This is a genomic window from Acidovorax sp. 210-6 (genome assembly GCF_010020825.1).
Classification (GTDB): Bacteria; Pseudomonadota; Gammaproteobacteria; order Burkholderiales; family Burkholderiaceae_C; genus Simplicispira; species Simplicispira sedimenti.
The window spans coordinates 1,551,779-1,566,669 of sequence record NZ_JAACJE010000001.1 but is presented as its reverse complement, the minus strand read 5'-3'; the positions used below and the strand labels follow the sequence as shown (position 1 = coordinate 1,566,669).

Below are 14,891 nucleotides of genomic sequence, written 5' to 3'. Positions count from 1 at the left end.
CCTCAGACCGCCATGATCTCCTGCTCTTTGGAAGTGACCAGCGTGTCGATCTCGGCAATGTGCCGGTCGGTGGCCTTCTGGATATCGGCCTCGGCGCGCTTCTGGTCGTCTTCGGATGCTTGCTTGTCCTTGACCAGCTTCTTGACGGCTTCGTTGGCATCGCGGCGCAGGTTGCGCACGGCCACCTTGGCGGCCTCGCCCTCATTGCGAGCGAGCTTGGTCATTTCCTTGCGGCGCTCTTCGCTCATGGGCGGCAGCGGCACGCGGATCAGATCACCCATGCTGGCGGGGTTCAGGCCCAGATCGCTCTCGCGAATGGCCTTCTCGATCTTGGCACCCATGCCCTTTTCCCAGGGCTGAACGCTCAGCGTGCGCGAGTCCAGCAAGGACACGTTGGCCACCTGGGACAGCGGCACCATGGAACCGTAGTACTCGACCTGCACGCTATCGAGCAGCCCAGGGCTGGCGCGGCCGGTGCGAATCTTGGCGAGGTTGTTCTTGAAAGCCGCGATGGACTGGCCCATCTTGGCCTCTGCGTTTTTCTTGATGTCGGCGATCATGTTTTTCTCCTCACACGGGATGGACGTCAGGCGTACACCAGGGTGCCTTCATCCTCGCCCAGCACCACGCGCTTGAGTGCACCAGGCTTGAAGATCGAGAACACCTTGACGGGCAGTTTCTGGTCACGGCACAGCGCAAAGGCCGTGGCGTCCATGATGCCCAGATTGCGCACCATGGCTTCGTCGAAGCTGAGTTTGGCATAGCGCGTGGCCGTCGGGTCCTTGTGCGGATCGGCGGTGTACACGCCATCGACCTTGGTGGCCTTGAGGACCAGCTCGGCACCGATTTCGGCGCCGCGCAGCGCTGCCGCCGTGTCGGTGGTGAAGAAGGGGTTGCCCGTGCCTGCGGCAAACACCACCACCTTGCCCTCTTCGAGGTACTGCAGTGCCTTGGGGCGCACGTAGGGCTCCACCACCTGCTCGATCGAGATGGCGGACATGACGCGGGCCGTCAGGCCCTGCTTGTCCATGGCATCGGCCAGGGCCAGGGCATTCATCACCGTGGCCAGCATGCCCATGTAGTCGGCGGTGGCGCGGTCCATGCCCTCGGCACCACCGGCCACACCACGGAAGATATTGCCGCCGCCGATCACTACCGCCACTTCCACGCCCATGCGGGTGACCTCGGCCACCTCCTGCACCATGCGCACGATGGTCGCGCGGTTGATGCCGAAGGCGTCGTCTCCCATGAGCGCCTCACCCGACAGCTTGAGCAAAATCCGCTTGTAGGCTGGGGTGGCGACGGTCATGGCAGGCTCCATAGGTGAAAGGGGGTTGAGAAAATCGACGGCAGGTGCAATGGCAGGATCAGGCAGCGCCCTTGGCGGCTGCCACCTGGGCGGCCACTTCAGCAGCGAAGTCGTCCTGCTTCTTCTCGATGCCTTCGCCCACGACGTAGAGCGTGAAGCTCTTGATGGTGGTGTTGGCGGCCTTGAGCATCTGCGCCACGGTCTGCTTGCCGTCGGCGGCCTTCACGAAGACCTGGTCGGCCAAAGAGACTTCCTTGAGGTACTTCTGCACGGCGCCGTCGATGCGCTTGGCGGTGATTTCAGCGCTCTGTGCGGGCTTGCCAGCAGCCACCAGTTCCTTGTTGGCTTCGTCAGCCTTGCCTTCAGCGACCGCACGCTCCTTGGCGATCAGGTCGGCGGGCACGTCGGCGCTGGTCAGGGCCACGGGCTTCATGGCAGCCACGTGCATGGCCACGTCCTTGGCGGCATTGGCGTCACCGTCAAACTCAACCACCACACCGATGCGCGAGCCGTGCAGGTAGGAGGCCAGGTTGGAGCCACTGAAGCGCTGGTAGCGGCGGAACGACATGTTCTCGCCGATCTTGCCGATCAGGCCCTTGCGCACGTCTTCCAGCGTGGGGCCGAAGCCGTCTTGCGCGTAGGGCAGAGCGCCCAGGGCCTCGATGTTGGCGGGGTTGTGCTTGGCCACGAGTTCGGCAGCAGCCTTGGCCAGGGCGATGAAGCTGTCGTTCTTGCTCACGAAGTCGGTTTCGCTGTTGACTTCGATCAGCGCGCCGGTGGAGCCTTCGATGAAGCTGGCGACCACGCCTTCGGCGGTCACGCGCGAAGCGGCCTTGCCAGCCTTGGTGCCCAGCTTGACGCGCAGCAGCTCTTCAGCCTTGGCCATGTCGCCGTCGGCCTCAGTCAGGGCCTTCTTGCACTCCATCATGGGAGCGTCGGTCTTGCCGCGCAGTTCGGCAACCATGCTTGCGGTAATTGCAGCCATTGTTTTTTCTCCGTATTCAGTTCAGTTCAACAGATAAAAAAAGGGGGCTGTTCGAGCCCCACTTTTTTTCGCGCAGGTCATTGCGCGGGCCGGGGGCCTCAGGCAGCGGATTCTTCCACTTCGACGAATTCGTCGGAACCCTCGCCCACAGCCTTCACCACTTCGGCGACGGCGTTGTTACGGCCTTCGACGATGGCGTCAGCGATGGCGCGCACGTACAGTTCCACGGCCTTGGCAGAGTCGTCGTTGCCGGGGATCACGTAGTCGATGCCTTCGGGCGAGTGGTTGGTATCCACCACACCGATCAGCGGAATGCCCAGCTTCTTGGCTTCAGCGATGGCGATCTTGTGGAAGCCCACGTCCACCACGAAGATGGCGTCGGGCAGCGTGGTCATGTCCTGGATGCCGCCGATGTCCTTTTCCAGCTTTTCGATCTCGCGCACGAACATGAGCTGCTCCTTCTTGCTCATGGCGTCCAGACCGGCTTCCTGCTGGGCCTTCATGTCCTTCAGACGCTTGATCGAGGTCTTGACGGTCTTGAAGTTGGTCAGCATGCCGCCCAGCCAGCGCTGGTTGACGAAAGGCACGCCAGCGCGCTGCGCTTCGGCGGCCACGATGTCACGGGCCTGGCGCTTGGTGCCGACGATCAGGATGGTGCCGCGGTTGGCCGACAGTTGCTGCGCGAACTTGGCAGCACCCTGGAGCAGCGGAAGCGACTTTTCCAGGTTGATGATGTGGATCTTGTTGCGATGGCCGAAGATGTAGGGGGCCATCTTGGGGTTCCAGAAGCGGGTTTGGTGACCGAAGTGGACACCGGCTTCCAGCATTTCGCGCATGGTAACGGACATGAGATTCTCCGAAGGTTGGGTCTAAAATCCAGCCCGACAATTGCGCCCAGGCGGGCTGCAACACCTTGTTTGGACTGGTTTGCGATTGGTCTTGCCAAGGCCACTGCGCTTGCAGCCGCACCCAGCAAAACCCAAAGATTCTAGCACACGCATGCTCCCAGACCTTGATACCACCCGGCGCATGCTGCAGTCGCACCAGACCAGCGCGCCGCAGGAAATGGAGCGCGCCATTGCCGCTGCGCAGTCCACTGCCTGCCGCCACGCCTTCGTCCGCACCGGCTTCGACGAAGCCCGCAGCCAGGCCGCCAATCCCAGCCTGCAGCACCTGCCGCTGGCCGGACTGGCGGTTTCGGTGAAAGACCTGTTCGACCTGCAGGGCCAACCCACCCCCGCAGGGTCGGTGGTGCTGGCCGACGCTCCCGCCGCCTCAGCCGACTGCCCGGCCGTGGCCCGGCTGCGCGCAGCGGGCGGAGCCGTCATCGGCCGCACCAACATGACCGAGTTCGCCTTTTCCGGTGTGGGCGTCAACCCGCACCACGGCACGCCGGCAGCCCACGACGGGCGCTTTGGCACACTGGTCGGCCCGGCGCGCGTGCCGGGCGGATCGTCCTCGGGCGCCGCCGTGTCGGTGGCCACAGGGGCGGCCTTTGTGGGCCTGGGCTCGGACACGGGCGGCTCCATCCGCATTCCGGCGGCGCTCAACGGCGTCGTGGGTTTCAAGAACACGGCCCGGCTGGTGCCCACGCAGGGCGCACTGCCCCTGTCCACCACGCTGGACACCGTGTGCGCCACCACACGCTCGGTGCGAGACGCCATCGTGGTGCATGAGGTGCTGGCCCAGCGCCGCGTGGCGCGCAGCACGGCGCCCCTGCCCGCACTGCGGCTGGCCGTGCCCACCACGGTGTTCCTCGACGGGCTGGACGCCCCCGTGTCCCAGGCTTTTGAACGCACGCTGGCACAACTGCGCCAGGCCGGCGCGCAGATCGCCGAAATCGACCTGCCCGCCATGCGGCAGCAACCCGCCTACGGCTTTTCGGCCCCCGAAAGCTATGCCTGGCACCGCGAACTGCTGCAGCGCGCGGGCGAGCGCTACGACCCGCGCGTGCGCAAGCGCATCGAAGCAGGCGCCACACTGCGGGCCTGGGAATACATCGACCTGCTGCGCTCGCGCCAGCAGTGGATCGCGGACATGCAGGCCTGCATGGCACCGTACGACGCCCTGCTCTCGCCCACGGTGCCGATCACGGCGCCGCTGCTGGCCAGCGTGGCCCCGGCCGACGGGCAGGACGCCGCCATGGATGCAGCCCGCGACGCCGAGTTCTTCCGCGTCAACGCCCTGCTGCTGCGCAACACCAGCGCAGTCAACCTGCTGGACGGCTGCGCACTCTCGCTGCCCTGCCACACTGCGGGCGAATTGCCCGTGGGCCTGATGGTCTGGCACGCTGCGCTGCACGACGACACCGTACTGCATGTGGGCCTTCAGATCGAAGAATTGCTACAAAAACAATAGCTGCCAGCGCTTTACCCTATTGCGCTGCAAGCCAAAAATACCTGAATCCATGAAGATCGCCATCGTGGGCGCCGGCATCGTCGGCGTCACCACCGCTTACGAACTGGCCGCCGACGGCCATGCCGTCACCGTATTCGACCGCCACAACGCCGCCGCCACCCAGGACAGCTTTGCCACCGGCGGCCTGCTGGCCCCGGCGGCCGCCATTCCCTGGGCGCTGCCCGGCCTGCTCGCACCCGCGCGCTGGCTGGGCCGCAAGGCCCCCTTGCGCTTGGGGCGCCAGCTCTCGCTGTCCGACCTGTCCTGGCTGCACCAGTGGCGCCGCGCCGCGGCACGGGCAGCACACAGCCCCCAACCCGCAGGGCTGGCCTTGCTGCAATTGGCCCGCTACAGCCAGGCGCGGTTGCTGGAGCTGACCCAGCAACTGGATCTGCCCTTCGAGCACAGCTCCAGCACCCTGCTGCTGCTGCGCAGCGCCCAAGACGCCGAGGCCGCAGCCCCCTTGCTCAAGGCCCTGCGCGAAACCGGCCACACCGCGCTGGAAGTGGACGCCGACACGGCGCGCCGCATCGAACCCGGCCTCTCCCCCACGCTGGCGCTGGCGGGTGCGCTGCATCTGCCCGATGGGCTGGCAGGCAACTGCCGCCAGTTCGCACTGCTGCTGCGCCAGGCGGCACAACGGCAGGGGGCCGACTTTCAATGGAGCGCCGCGGTGGAGCGCGTGTGCACCACGCCCACGGGCCTGCAGATCCAGGGCGAAGCCAGCCCACGCCCCTTCGATGCCGTGGTGCTGTGCGCCGGTGCCCAGGCCGCAGCGCTGCTGCACCCCCTGGGCCTGCGGTTGCCGCTGGCAGCCCTGCATGGCAGCACCCTCAGCGCGCCCATGCGCGAGGCCCTGCACGCGCCCCAGAGCGCGGTAGTGGACATCGCCAGCGGCAGCACCATCGCCCGCCTGGGCCAGCGCGTGCGCATTGCCGGTGGCGCCGAATTGGGCCGCGCCCACGAGGCCCATCCGCAGACGGTACACGCGCTGTACCGCGTGCTGGGCGAGTGCTTTCCAGGCGGCGTCACCCACGCCAGTGGCGTGCAGGTGTGGCGCGGCGCCCGCGCCATGCTGCCCGATGGCGCCCCGGCCATCGGGCCCAGCGGCACCCCTGGTGTGTGGCTGAACCTCGGCCACGGCGCCAGCGGCTGGGCCCTGGCCTGCGGCAGCGCGCGCCTGCTGGCTGACCAGCTGGCCCAGCGCACCCCGGCATTGCCCAGCGAATCCTGGGCGCCGCAGCGCTGGCAGTAGGTGTTTCACACCCGCCCGTAGGGCACTTCAGCGGCACAATGGCCAGATTCCCGACTCGCCCCGTGCCGCCATGCAACGCGTCCATCCCACCCAGGCCCACCCGCTGCACCACACCGCCGCCACGCGGCGGCTGGAACACAGCGCCGCCGCCACTCTGCCCCCCCACACCCTGATGCAGCGCGCCGGGCTGGCTGTGGCCCGGCTGGCACGCGCCATGGCCCCACATGCACGCACCGTATGGATCGCCTGCGGCCCTGGCAACAACGGCGACGACGGGCTGGAAGCCGCCATGCTGCTGCACCGGGCAGGCATGCCCGTGGTGGTGACCTGGCTGGGCGCCCCCGAGACAGCACCTGCCGACGCCCGCCTGTCTTGGCAGCGCGCGCAGGACGCGGGCGTGGCCTTCAGTCAGCAGGCCCCCCATCCGCTGGGACCGCAGGATTTGTGCATCGACGCCTTGCTGGGCATCGGCCTGGCGCCGGGCGACCAGCGCCCACCCCCCTCCGAACGACTGACGGTGCTGCTGCATGCGCTGCACCACAGCCCGGCGCCCGTGCTGTGCGTGGACGTCCCTTCGGGCCTGCAGGCCGACACCGGGCAATATGCCCCTGGCCTTGCGCCCATGCGTGGCGCTGCGCCCCCCGCCGCGCGCCACACCCTGAGCCTGCTGACACTCAAGCCCGGCCTGTTCACCGGTGCCGGGCGCGATGCCGCAGGTACCGTCTGGTGGGACGACCTGGGCGTCCCCTGCCAGAGCGAGGCTGCCAGCGCCTGGCTGGCAGGCCCGCCCGCCGCCGCAGCGCGAGCGCACGCCAGCCACAAGGGCAGCTATGGCGATGTGGCCGTGATCGGTGGCGAAGGCCTTGACGCCCGGGGGCTGGGCATGGGCGGCGCGGCGCTGCTCGCCGCCAGCGCGGCGTTGCATGGCGGTGCAGGCCGGGTATTGGTGGCGCTGCTGGGCGGCACGCTCGATCTCGATGTGCGGCAACCCGAACTGATGTTCCGCCATGTCGATGCGCTGCAGCTCGAACAGCTCACTGTGGTGTGCGGCTGTGGTGGCGGCGAGGCCGTGCGCGCCGCACTGCCCCAGGTGTTGGCCCAGGCCCCACGCCTGGTGCTCGATGCCGACGCGCTCAACGCCATCGCCTCCGACGCCGCGCTCGCGCAGGCCCTGGCAGACCGCGCGCCAAAAGCGCATGCCACCGTGCTCACCCCCCATCCGCTGGAAGCAGCGCGCCTGCTGGGCACCGATACCGCCAGCGTGCAGTCGCACCGCCTCGCGGCGGCCGAGCAGCTGGCCGAGCGGTTCCAGTGCGTGGTGGTGCTCAAGGGCTCGGGCACGGTAGTGGCAGCGCCCAACCAAGCGCCGCGAATCAACCCCACCGGCAACGCCCTCCTGGCCACGGCAGGCACCGGCGATGTGCTCGCCGGCCTGATCGGCGCGTACTGGGCCGCCGGCCCGGCACCGCTCGATGCGGCTGCCGAGGCGGTGTATGCCCATGGCCGCGCCGCCGATACCTGGCCCGACGAACAGGCGCTGACGGCCAGCGCGCTGGCGCGGCGCATGCGGCCCAGGGACACCTTCACACCAGCGTGACCTCGCGCAGGGGCTTGAGCACGCTGGACGGCGTCATGCCGAACGTCTGTCGAAAAGTGCGGCTGAAATGCGCAGAGTCGCTGAACGCACCGTGCAGCGCGGCATCGGTCAGCCGGGCTTGCGTGGCCAGCCCCGCCATGGCCGCCCGCACCTGGGACCACACCCGGTAGCTGCGAAAACTCACGCCCATTTCCTGGCGGAACAGGTGGTTGAAGCGCGAGGCCGACAGGTGCGCCGCCTGCGCCACCTGATCGCGCGGCAAGGCCCCGTCGCGCGCCATGCGCAGATGCTGCAGGCTGCGCAATACGCGCGAATCGAGTTCGGCAGCCGCCTCGAAACGCTGGCCCAGCAGGGTCGGCAGGTCGAAGCTGCGCAGCCGGGCCTCCGTGCAGCCGCGCGTGCGGGTCCGCGCGGCCGGGTCGAACACCACACCGCCTTGCTGCCCGAGCCAGGGCCGCAGGCTGCGGGCCTCGGCAGAATCGGGCTCCAGGTACACCAAGGCCACGCGTTCGCCGCACGGGTCGAACAGATGCCAGACCCCCATGTCGATGAGCGCGCTGTGGCAGGTTTCCACGCGCCCCGGCGCCAGATGCACCGCAAAGCGCCCCGACAGCCCCAGCAGCAGCACGGGCGCAGCGTGGCGATGCCAGCCGGTGGCCGGCAGCTCTCCCACATACAGGGCCCGGTCGGTTCCCAGGGTCAGTGTGTTCGTCGCGCGCATAGCCCAAACATACAAGTTTTCCGGCGGGCTTGCCGATAGCCTTGCGCACGGCCGATCACATCCCCACCACACATTCTGGAGAATCCCTTGAAACGCCTTGTCCTTGCAGGCGGCGCCCTGCTGCTGCTGTGCGCCATCACCACCTACCACGCCGTTCCGCTTCTCTACAAGGAGCCCCTGCTGTGGCTCAACCGCAGCCTCTCGGGCCTGGAGGAAAAGACGGTGCAAGCCGCGGGTCACCGCATCCACTACCTGGAGGGCGGTGCAGGCAGCGCGGGTGGCACGCCGGTCGTGCTGCTGCACGGCATCTTCGCCGAAAAGGACCACTGGGTGGACTTCGCCCGCCCGCTGACCGGCAGCCACCGCGTCATCGCACCCGACCTGCCGGGCTTTGGCGAAAGCGATCGGCTCGAGGGCCAGGCCTACGACTACGCGGCGCACACCGAACGTCTCGCCGCATGGCTGGACGCGCTGGGCCTGCCGCGTGTGCACCTGGCGGGCAACTCGATGGGCGGCACGATCGCCGCGCTGTTTGCGCTGCGCCACCCTGATCGGGTGGCCAGCGTGGCCTTCATCGGTGCGCCACATGGCATCCGCTCGACGCGGCCCAGCACCACGGATCGGCTGATCGATGCGGGCCAGGCGCCGCTGGTCGCGCACGATGCGGTGGCCTTCGACGCGATGATGGACCTGGTGTTCGCGCAGCGCCCGTTCCTGCCCGCACCGATTCTGGAGGCGGCGCGCGCCGATGCCGTGCGCGACGCGCCCTCCAACCTCCGGCTGTGGCATGCGCAGCTCAAGGACCGCTACCTGCTGCAGGAGCGGATCGGCGGACTGCGGCCGCCGACGCTGGCGCTGTGGGGTCAGCAGGACCGCGTGTTTGACGCCTCGGGGGCCGAGGCGCTGCGCTCACTCCTGCCCCAGGCCCGCATCGAAACGCTGCCGGGCCTGGGGCATCTGCCGATGATGGAGGCGCCCCTGGCCGTGTCTGCCCGGTATGGGCAGTTCTTGCATGAAATGAACGCAAAAATAGATGAAAAAAGCCGCTGACGCCCATAAATAAAGCGTCAGCAGCTATATATTTGATAGCAAATCAGGTCCGCCGCGTGGAACGCCCTTTGGCTTTGGCGGTCTTGCCACCCGCTTTGGTGGACTGCGTCCGCGATTTGCCCGCCGAAGCCGTGTTTTTGGAAGACTTGGAACTCGCCTTGCGACCACCGCCGCCCAGGCTGCCGCGACCAGCGTCCTCGATGTCCAAGGGTGGTCTGCGCTTGCCTGCAGGAGCGGACCGCGCTCCACCGGATGGCGCAGCACTGGCCTTCTCGCGGGGGTTGCGCGCGGCTCCCGGCACATCTTCATCACCGACAAGCCTGAAATCGATGCGCCGCCCGTCCAGATCCACCCGACTGACCTGCACCCGCACGCGGGTGCCGATCACATAGCGGATGCCGCTGCGCTCGCCACGCAGTTCTTGGCGGGACTCATCGAAGCGGAAATACTCACCCCCCAGTTCGGTGATGTGCACCAAGCCTTCGACGTACATGGCATCGAGCGTGACAAAAATGCCGAAGCTGGTGACCGAAGACACCACGCCACCGTATTCCTCGCCCAGATGCTCGCGCATGTACTTGCACTTGAGCCAGGCCTCCACGTCGCGGCTGGCCTCGTCGGCACGGCGCTCGTTGGCGCTGCAGTGCAGGCCGGCGGCTTCCCAGGCCTGCGTCTCGGCCAGGGCCGCGCCCGACTCCTTCTTGCGCGGCACCTTGCCGGGTGGCGCCACACGGCTGGCCAAACGCTTGCTCAGCTTGGCGTGCGCTTCGCCCGGCGTGGGCAGCATGGGCAGGCGGTACTTGGTATTGCCCAGGATGGCCTTGATCACACGGTGCACCAACAGGTCGGGGTAGCGCCGGATCGGGCTGGTGAAGTGCGTGTAGGCATCAAACGCCAGGCCGAAGTGGCCGCTGTTGATGGGCGTGTAGATGGCTTGCTGCATGGAGCGCAGCAGCATGGTGTGGATTTGCTGCGCGTCGGGCCGGTCCTTGGTGGCCTCGGCGATGGCCTGGAATTCAGACGGTTGCGGGTTCTCGCTGATCGACAGCCCCACGGCCATGGCCTTGAGGTAACTGCGCAGAATGTCCTGCTTCTCGGGCGTGGGACCCTCGTGCACGCGGTACAGCCCGTGCTGCTTGCCCTGCGCGATGAAGTCGGCGCTGCACACGTTGGCGGCAAGCATGGCTTCCTCGATGAGACGGTGCGCGTCGTTGCGCGTGCGCGGCACGATCTTGTCGATGCGCCCGTTCTCGTCGCAGACGATCTGGGTTTCGGTGGTTTCAAAGTCCACCGCGCCGCGCTCACGCCGCGCCTGCAGCAGTGCGCGGTACACGTCGTGCAGGTTGAGCAGGTCGGGCACGCGCTCCTTGCGCTTGGCGGCTTCGGGGCCGCGCGTGTTGGCCAAGATGGCGGCCACCTCGGTGTAGGTGAAGCGCGCGTGGCTGAACATCACCGCCGGGTAGAACTGGTAGGCATGCACCTCGCCCTTGGCGGTGACCAGCATGTCGCAGACCATGCACAGGCGCTCGACATCGGGGTTGAGCGAGCACAGACCGTTGGAGAGCTTCTCGGGCAGCATCGGGATGACGCGGCGCGGGAAGTACACGCTGGTGGCGCGGTCGTAGGCGTCCACGTCGATGGGGCTGCCGGTCTGCACATAGTGGCTCACGTCGGCAATGGCCACCAGCAAGCGCCAGCCCTTGCCGCGCCCTACCTTGGCAGGCTCGCAGTACACGGCGTCGTCGAAGTCGCGCGCGTCCTCGCCGTCGATGGTGACCAGCGGCACGTCGGTCAGGTCGATGCGCTGCTTTTTGTCCTGCGCGCGCACCTTGTCGGGCAAGGCGCCAGCCTCGGCCAGGCAGTCCTCGGAAAACTCGTGCGGCACGCCGTACTTGCGCACGGCGATCTCGATCTCCATGCCAGGGTCGTCCACCTCACCGAGCACTTCAGTGATGCGGCCCACAGGCTGGCCGAACAGCGCGGGTGGCTCGGTCAGTTGCACCACCACCACCTGCCCGGTCTTGGCGGTACCCAAGGCACCTGCGGGGATGAGGATGTCCTGCCCATAGCGCTTGTCTTCGGGAGCCACAATCCAGACGCCGCTCTCTTGCAGCAGGCGACCGATGATGGGATGCGCGGGGCGCTCCAGGATCTCGGTCACCCGGCCTTCAGGGCGTCCGCGCCGGTCGTGGCGCACGATGCGTGCGCGCACCCTGTCTTTGTGCAGGACGGCACGCATCTCGTTGGGGGGGAGGAAGATATCGGCCTGTCCGTCTTCACGGACCACGAACCCGTGGCCGTCACGGTGCCCCTGCACGGTGCCCTCGATCTCGTCGGATGGATGCAAAGGCTTGGCGCTGGAGTTCATTTTTTTGTTATACAATCTAAGTCTTTCCTGAAATGCCCAGGTGGCGGAATTGGTAGACGCACTAGTTTCAGGTACTAGCGGGTAACTCCGTGGAGGTTCGAGTCCTCTCCTGGGCACCAAGTTTAACGAAAAGCCGCTGCTTCAGCGGCTTTTTTCAAAACAAAAAAGCGCAAACGATTTCAGGAAGGCGCTTTCTTGCTATACAATTTGAATTTCCTGAAATGCCCAGGTGGCGGAATTGGTAGACGCACTAGTTTCAGGTACTAGCGGGTAACTCCGTGGAGGTTCGAGTCCTCTCCTGGGCACCAAAACAAAAAAGGCCGTTGCATTCGCAGCGGCCTTTTTCATTTCTCAAGGCCTCGTGCCCACTCTGCCCTGTTCACACAGTGCGCAGACCCGACCCGCCGCACAAGGCCAGCGGGTCAGGCCCCACACATCACTTGCGCAACAGCGCCTTCAGCACGTTTTGCAGGCGGCGGGCGCTGGCTGCATCGCTGGCGCTACCCAGCACACGCGCGGCATCCTGACCCCAGGTTTCTGCGGGAGCAGGGTCGTTGCGGCGGGTGAGCAGTTGCAACTGCAGCATGCGCCGATCCGACAGTTGTTCGGCCGGCGTGGGCACCTCGGCAGCGATCTCCAGGCGCAGCAGTGCCTGTGCGGCATCTCCCGCAGGCGCGCCTGCCAGGGCCTGCACCCAGGCCGAGCGCACAGCGGGCTGGACACGACCACCCAGTTCCTGGGCCGATGGCACCAGGCTGCCGTCGCGTTTTTCCCAGGCGGTCAGCAGCTGCGTGAGCGCTTCACCATGGGCCTGGGCGGCCAGCTTCTTGAGCGCCTGCTGGGCGTGCTCCAGCGCCTCGCGCTGAGCCCGGAATGCAGCATCACCCAGGCGCGGGCCACGCTCTTCAGGGCGGCGGTCTGCAAAGCGGCCGCCAGTGCGCATGTCGTCGCGCGGGCCACGGGCGTCGGGCCGACCCGCATCGCGGCCAGGGCGTGCATCACGGCGCTCGCCGGGCCTTGCGCCACGCGTGGCAGCGGCCGGGGCTTCCTTCTTCATGCCAGGGCGATCGTCCCCACGCACCGCCACCACCGGGCGTGCCGCAGGCTTGGGAGCGGGGGCAGCAGGCGCCTCGCCTGCATCCCCACCCTCGGCAGGTGGCTCATCGGCCACGGGCTCCTGGGTTGCCACCGCCGCATCGGCCGGCGCAGCCGCCGATGCGGCTGCTTCGGCTTCACGGGCCGCCTGTGCCTGGCCGCGCAGGGCCGCTTCCAGCGCTGCCATGGCGCTGCGGATTTGCTGCGCATCGCCCCCGGCATTGGCAGCCTCCAGGGCCTTGGCGGCTTCCAGCACGGCGCGATCATGCGCGCTGGCCTGCGTCGCACCGCGTTCACGCTCGGCGCTCTTGCGGTTGAAGGCCTCGTCAATGGGCTTGCGGAAAGCATCCCAGAGCTTCTGCTCCTGGCGCCGGTCCATGGGAACGCTGTGTGCCTCGGCCTGCCAGCGCTGCTGCAGGGCCTTGATCGCGTCAATGCGCAGGCTGGGTGCAGAGCCCAATTGGGCGGCTTCGTCGATCATGGCCTGGCGGCGTGCCAGGCTGGCGGCCTGTGCCTGCTCCAGCGGTGCGCTGGCGGATGCCAGGGCCTGCTTCCACAGCGGCTGGAGTTCGGCATAGACTTTTTCGCCCACATGGCCGCTCTCGCGCCAACGCTCGGCAAACTGGAACAGCGCACGTTGCACGGCCTTCCAGTCGCCCCCGTTGGCGTGTTCAACGGCCCAGGCGCGGACTTCCTCGATCAGCGCCAGACGTTGCGCCTTGTGCGCGGCCGTTTCGGTGCGCAGCTTTTCCAGCCAGACCTCAACCACCTTGTGGGCCGCATTGCAGGCCTCGTCAAATTTCTTCCACAGGGCATGGTTGGGCGCGCCACCTTGGTCGGCATGCTTCCATTGTTCACGCAGCTGGCGCAGCGACTCCTGGATCTTGCGGCCGCCCAGGGCCTGGCCCTCAGGGCGTTGCAGCAGGGCCTGGGCCTTGGCGATCAGGTCTTCGCGCACCTGGTCTGCGCTCCAGCGCTGCCAGCCTTCCAGTTCACCCGCTGCCACCAGGGCGGAGTGCACCCGTTGCTCCAGGGCATGGTCGATATGGCGCCCCTGGGTCTTGAGCACCGCGCGCAGCGCCGATGCGGCACCGGCACTGGCCTTGCCGTGGCCTTGGGCAGTCTCTTGCTCCAAGTGCCGCAGGGCTTCTTCCACTGCCTGAGCGGCCTGAGCCAGCACCTGCGGATCCGTCTTGGGCCGGGCTGGGCGTGGGGGCTTGTCGGTGACGACGGTCTCGGCCTGCGCCGGCAGACCACGCGCCTGGCGTAGCTCATCGGCCCATACGGGCACGGGGGGCAGCGGCGCCTGCTCGTCAGACGCGGCCGCCACCGCCTGCGCCAGCGCAGAGTTGAAAGCTTCCCACACCACCAGCAATTGGGCGCGCGAGGCGTCGAGCAAAGGCGGGAAACGTGTCTCCACGCTGGGCCAGTTGGCGTCGGAACTCAGGGCCTGGGCCTGCTCCTGCCAACGCGCCACATCGGTGCTGAGCAGTTCCTGCGCCGCCTGGGCATCGCGCCAGGATTTGGTAGAGAGCACCTCGATGCGCTGGGCCAGCAGCACGGCCGCTTCGCGCTGGACCTGTACGCGGTGCTGCAGATCCTCGATCACCTTGACGCGATCGGCCAGCTCGGCCTTGAGCAACGACAGGGGTTCGCGCGACAGCGGTGCACCGGCCTTGGCCGCGTCGCGCTGCCATGCCAATGCGTCGGCAATGTTCAGGCGGGGCGCTGCCAGCAAGGCACGGGCCTTTTCGGCCCATTCAACGGCGATCGATTCCTGGTTGCGGGCGCGACGGATCTCGTCCAGGCGCTCGCGCACGGCACGGGCAGCCCCCTTGTCGCGTGCGCTCAGTTCCTTGAACACCTCTTGCAATTGCTCCGGGGTGGGCGTGGTCGCCAGCCATTCACGGATGCGCGCAGCACGCTCGCCCGAGGTCGCTGCAGAAAAGGCGCCACCGGTCATGGCGTCCAACGGATGGGCTTCGGAAGCCTTGGCCGGAGCCGGAGTGGTTTCAGGTGCGTCGGACATCTTGCTGCGGGAAAAAAGTGGAAACATGGATTTTTTGGAAACAGGCGCACCGACTCATCCCGGTGCGCAGCACGCGCGTCTGGCC

Annotated in this window: 11 protein-coding genes and 2 tRNA genes; 6 read left to right on the top strand and 7 right to left on the bottom strand. The window is 67.4% G+C overall.

All coding sequences use genetic code 11. The features are described 5' to 3' along the window. Positions 1 to 2 precede the first annotated feature (2 nt). From frr to rpsB, 4 genes are all read right to left on the bottom strand, one after another. On the bottom strand, positions 3 to 560 hold the full coding sequence (frr, locus tag GWK50_RS07225; protein WP_162015812.1) for a ribosome recycling factor: 558 nt from the start codon (positions 558 to 560) through the stop codon (positions 3 to 5). A gap of 26 nt (positions 561 to 586) precedes the next feature. Further along, positions 587 to 1,309, bottom strand: a complete 723-nt coding sequence (gene pyrH / locus GWK50_RS07220; RefSeq protein WP_162015810.1) for a UMP kinase — start codon at positions 1,307 to 1,309, stop codon at positions 587 to 589. A gap of 58 nt (positions 1,310 to 1,367) precedes the next feature. Further along, positions 1,368 to 2,294, bottom strand: coding sequence for a translation elongation factor Ts (gene tsf, locus GWK50_RS07215; protein ID WP_162015808.1), 927 nt, complete (start codon positions 2,292 to 2,294; stop codon positions 1,368 to 1,370). Positions 2,295 to 2,392: 98 nt separating this feature from the next. Then, positions 2,393 to 3,142 carry a 30S ribosomal protein S2 gene (rpsB, locus tag GWK50_RS07210; protein WP_162015806.1) on the bottom strand — a complete coding sequence of 250 codons (750 nt, stop codon included), beginning with the start codon at positions 3,140 to 3,142 and terminating at the stop codon, positions 2,393 to 2,395. 151 nt (positions 3,143 to 3,293) lie between these two features. Between rpsB and GWK50_RS07205 the strand changes: the two genes are divergently transcribed. The 3 genes from GWK50_RS07205 to GWK50_RS07195 all read left to right on the top strand — a co-directional run bounded on the left by GWK50_RS07205 (position 3,294) and on the right by GWK50_RS07195 (position 7,543). Then, positions 3,294 to 4,652, top strand: a complete 1,359-nt coding sequence (locus GWK50_RS07205) for an amidase (protein WP_162015804.1) — start codon at positions 3,294 to 3,296, stop codon at positions 4,650 to 4,652. A 49-nt stretch (positions 4,653 to 4,701) separates the two neighbouring features. Beyond that, entirely contained in the window at positions 4,702 to 5,946 is a 1,245-nt protein-coding gene (locus GWK50_RS07200) for an FAD-dependent oxidoreductase (protein WP_162015802.1), read from the top strand. Between the two features lie 70 nt (positions 5,947 to 6,016). Next, the gene (locus tag GWK50_RS07195; RefSeq protein WP_162015800.1) at positions 6,017 to 7,543 is read left to right on the top strand and encodes an NAD(P)H-hydrate dehydratase; all 1,527 of its coding nucleotides are present in this window, start codon (positions 6,017 to 6,019) and stop codon (positions 7,541 to 7,543) included. Here GWK50_RS07195 and GWK50_RS07190 read toward each other — a convergent pair. Further along, on the bottom strand, positions 7,530 to 8,264 hold the full coding sequence (locus GWK50_RS07190) for an AraC family transcriptional regulator (protein ID WP_162015798.1): 735 nt from the start codon (positions 8,262 to 8,264) through the stop codon (positions 7,530 to 7,532). The two genes, GWK50_RS07195 and GWK50_RS07190, sit on opposite strands and share 14 nt — an antisense overlap. A gap of 87 nt (positions 8,265 to 8,351) precedes the next feature. On the opposite strand from GWK50_RS07190, the gene GWK50_RS07185 reads away from it, so the two are divergent. Then, entirely contained in the window at positions 8,352 to 9,314 is a 963-nt protein-coding gene (locus tag GWK50_RS07185; RefSeq protein WP_162015796.1) for an alpha/beta fold hydrolase, read from the top strand. A 43-nt stretch (positions 9,315 to 9,357) separates the two neighbouring features. Here GWK50_RS07185 and rnr read toward each other — a convergent pair whose 3' ends face one another. Next, positions 9,358 to 11,682, bottom strand: coding sequence for a ribonuclease R (rnr, locus tag GWK50_RS07180; RefSeq protein ID WP_162015794.1), 2,325 nt, complete (start codon positions 11,680 to 11,682; stop codon positions 9,358 to 9,360). Between the two features lie 34 nt (positions 11,683 to 11,716). Between rnr and GWK50_RS07175 the strand changes: the two genes are divergently transcribed. Continuing rightward, positions 11,717 to 11,801: transfer RNA gene (locus GWK50_RS07175), tRNA-Leu, on the top strand. 104 nt (positions 11,802 to 11,905) lie between these two features. After that, positions 11,906 to 11,990 (top strand) — tRNA-Leu (locus GWK50_RS07170). A 128-nt stretch (positions 11,991 to 12,118) separates the two neighbouring features. On the opposite strand, the gene GWK50_RS07165 is transcribed toward GWK50_RS07170, so the two are convergent. Further along, positions 12,119 to 14,806, bottom strand: a complete 2,688-nt coding sequence (locus GWK50_RS07165; protein ID WP_242455321.1) for a DUF349 domain-containing protein — start codon at positions 14,804 to 14,806, stop codon at positions 12,119 to 12,121. Positions 14,807 to 14,891 lie beyond the last annotated feature (85 nt).

Excerpts from the sequence above, each read along its gene's own strand:
- rpsB (WP_162015806.1), bottom strand. The coding sequence starts at position 3,142 with ATGTCCGTTACCATGCGCGAAATGCTGGAAGCCGGTGTCCACTTCGGT.
- GWK50_RS07205 (WP_162015804.1), top strand. The coding sequence starts at position 3,294 with ATGCTCCCAGACCTTGATACCACCCGGCGCATGCTGCAGTCGCACCAG.
- pyrH (WP_162015810.1), bottom strand. The coding sequence starts at position 1,309 with ATGACCGTCGCCACCCCAGCCTACAAGCGGATTTTGCTCAAGCTGTCG.
- frr (WP_162015812.1), bottom strand. The coding sequence starts at position 560 with ATGATCGCCGACATCAAGAAAAACGCAGAGGCCAAGATGGGCCAGTCC.
- GWK50_RS07200 (WP_162015802.1), top strand. The coding sequence starts at position 4,702 with ATGAAGATCGCCATCGTGGGCGCCGGCATCGTCGGCGTCACCACCGCT.
- tsf (WP_162015808.1), bottom strand. The coding sequence starts at position 2,294 with ATGGCTGCAATTACCGCAAGCATGGTTGCCGAACTGCGCGGCAAGACC.
- GWK50_RS07190 (WP_162015798.1), bottom strand. The coding sequence starts at position 8,264 with ATGCGCGCGACGAACACACTGACCCTGGGAACCGACCGGGCCCTGTAT.
- GWK50_RS07165 (WP_242455321.1), bottom strand. The coding sequence starts at position 14,806 with ATGTCCGACGCACCTGAAACCACTCCGGCTCCGGCCAAGGCTTCCGAA.
- rnr (WP_162015794.1), bottom strand. The coding sequence starts at position 11,682 with ATGAACTCCAGCGCCAAGCCTTTGCATCCATCCGACGAGATCGAGGGC.
- GWK50_RS07195 (WP_162015800.1), top strand. The coding sequence starts at position 6,017 with ATGCAACGCGTCCATCCCACCCAGGCCCACCCGCTGCACCACACCGCC.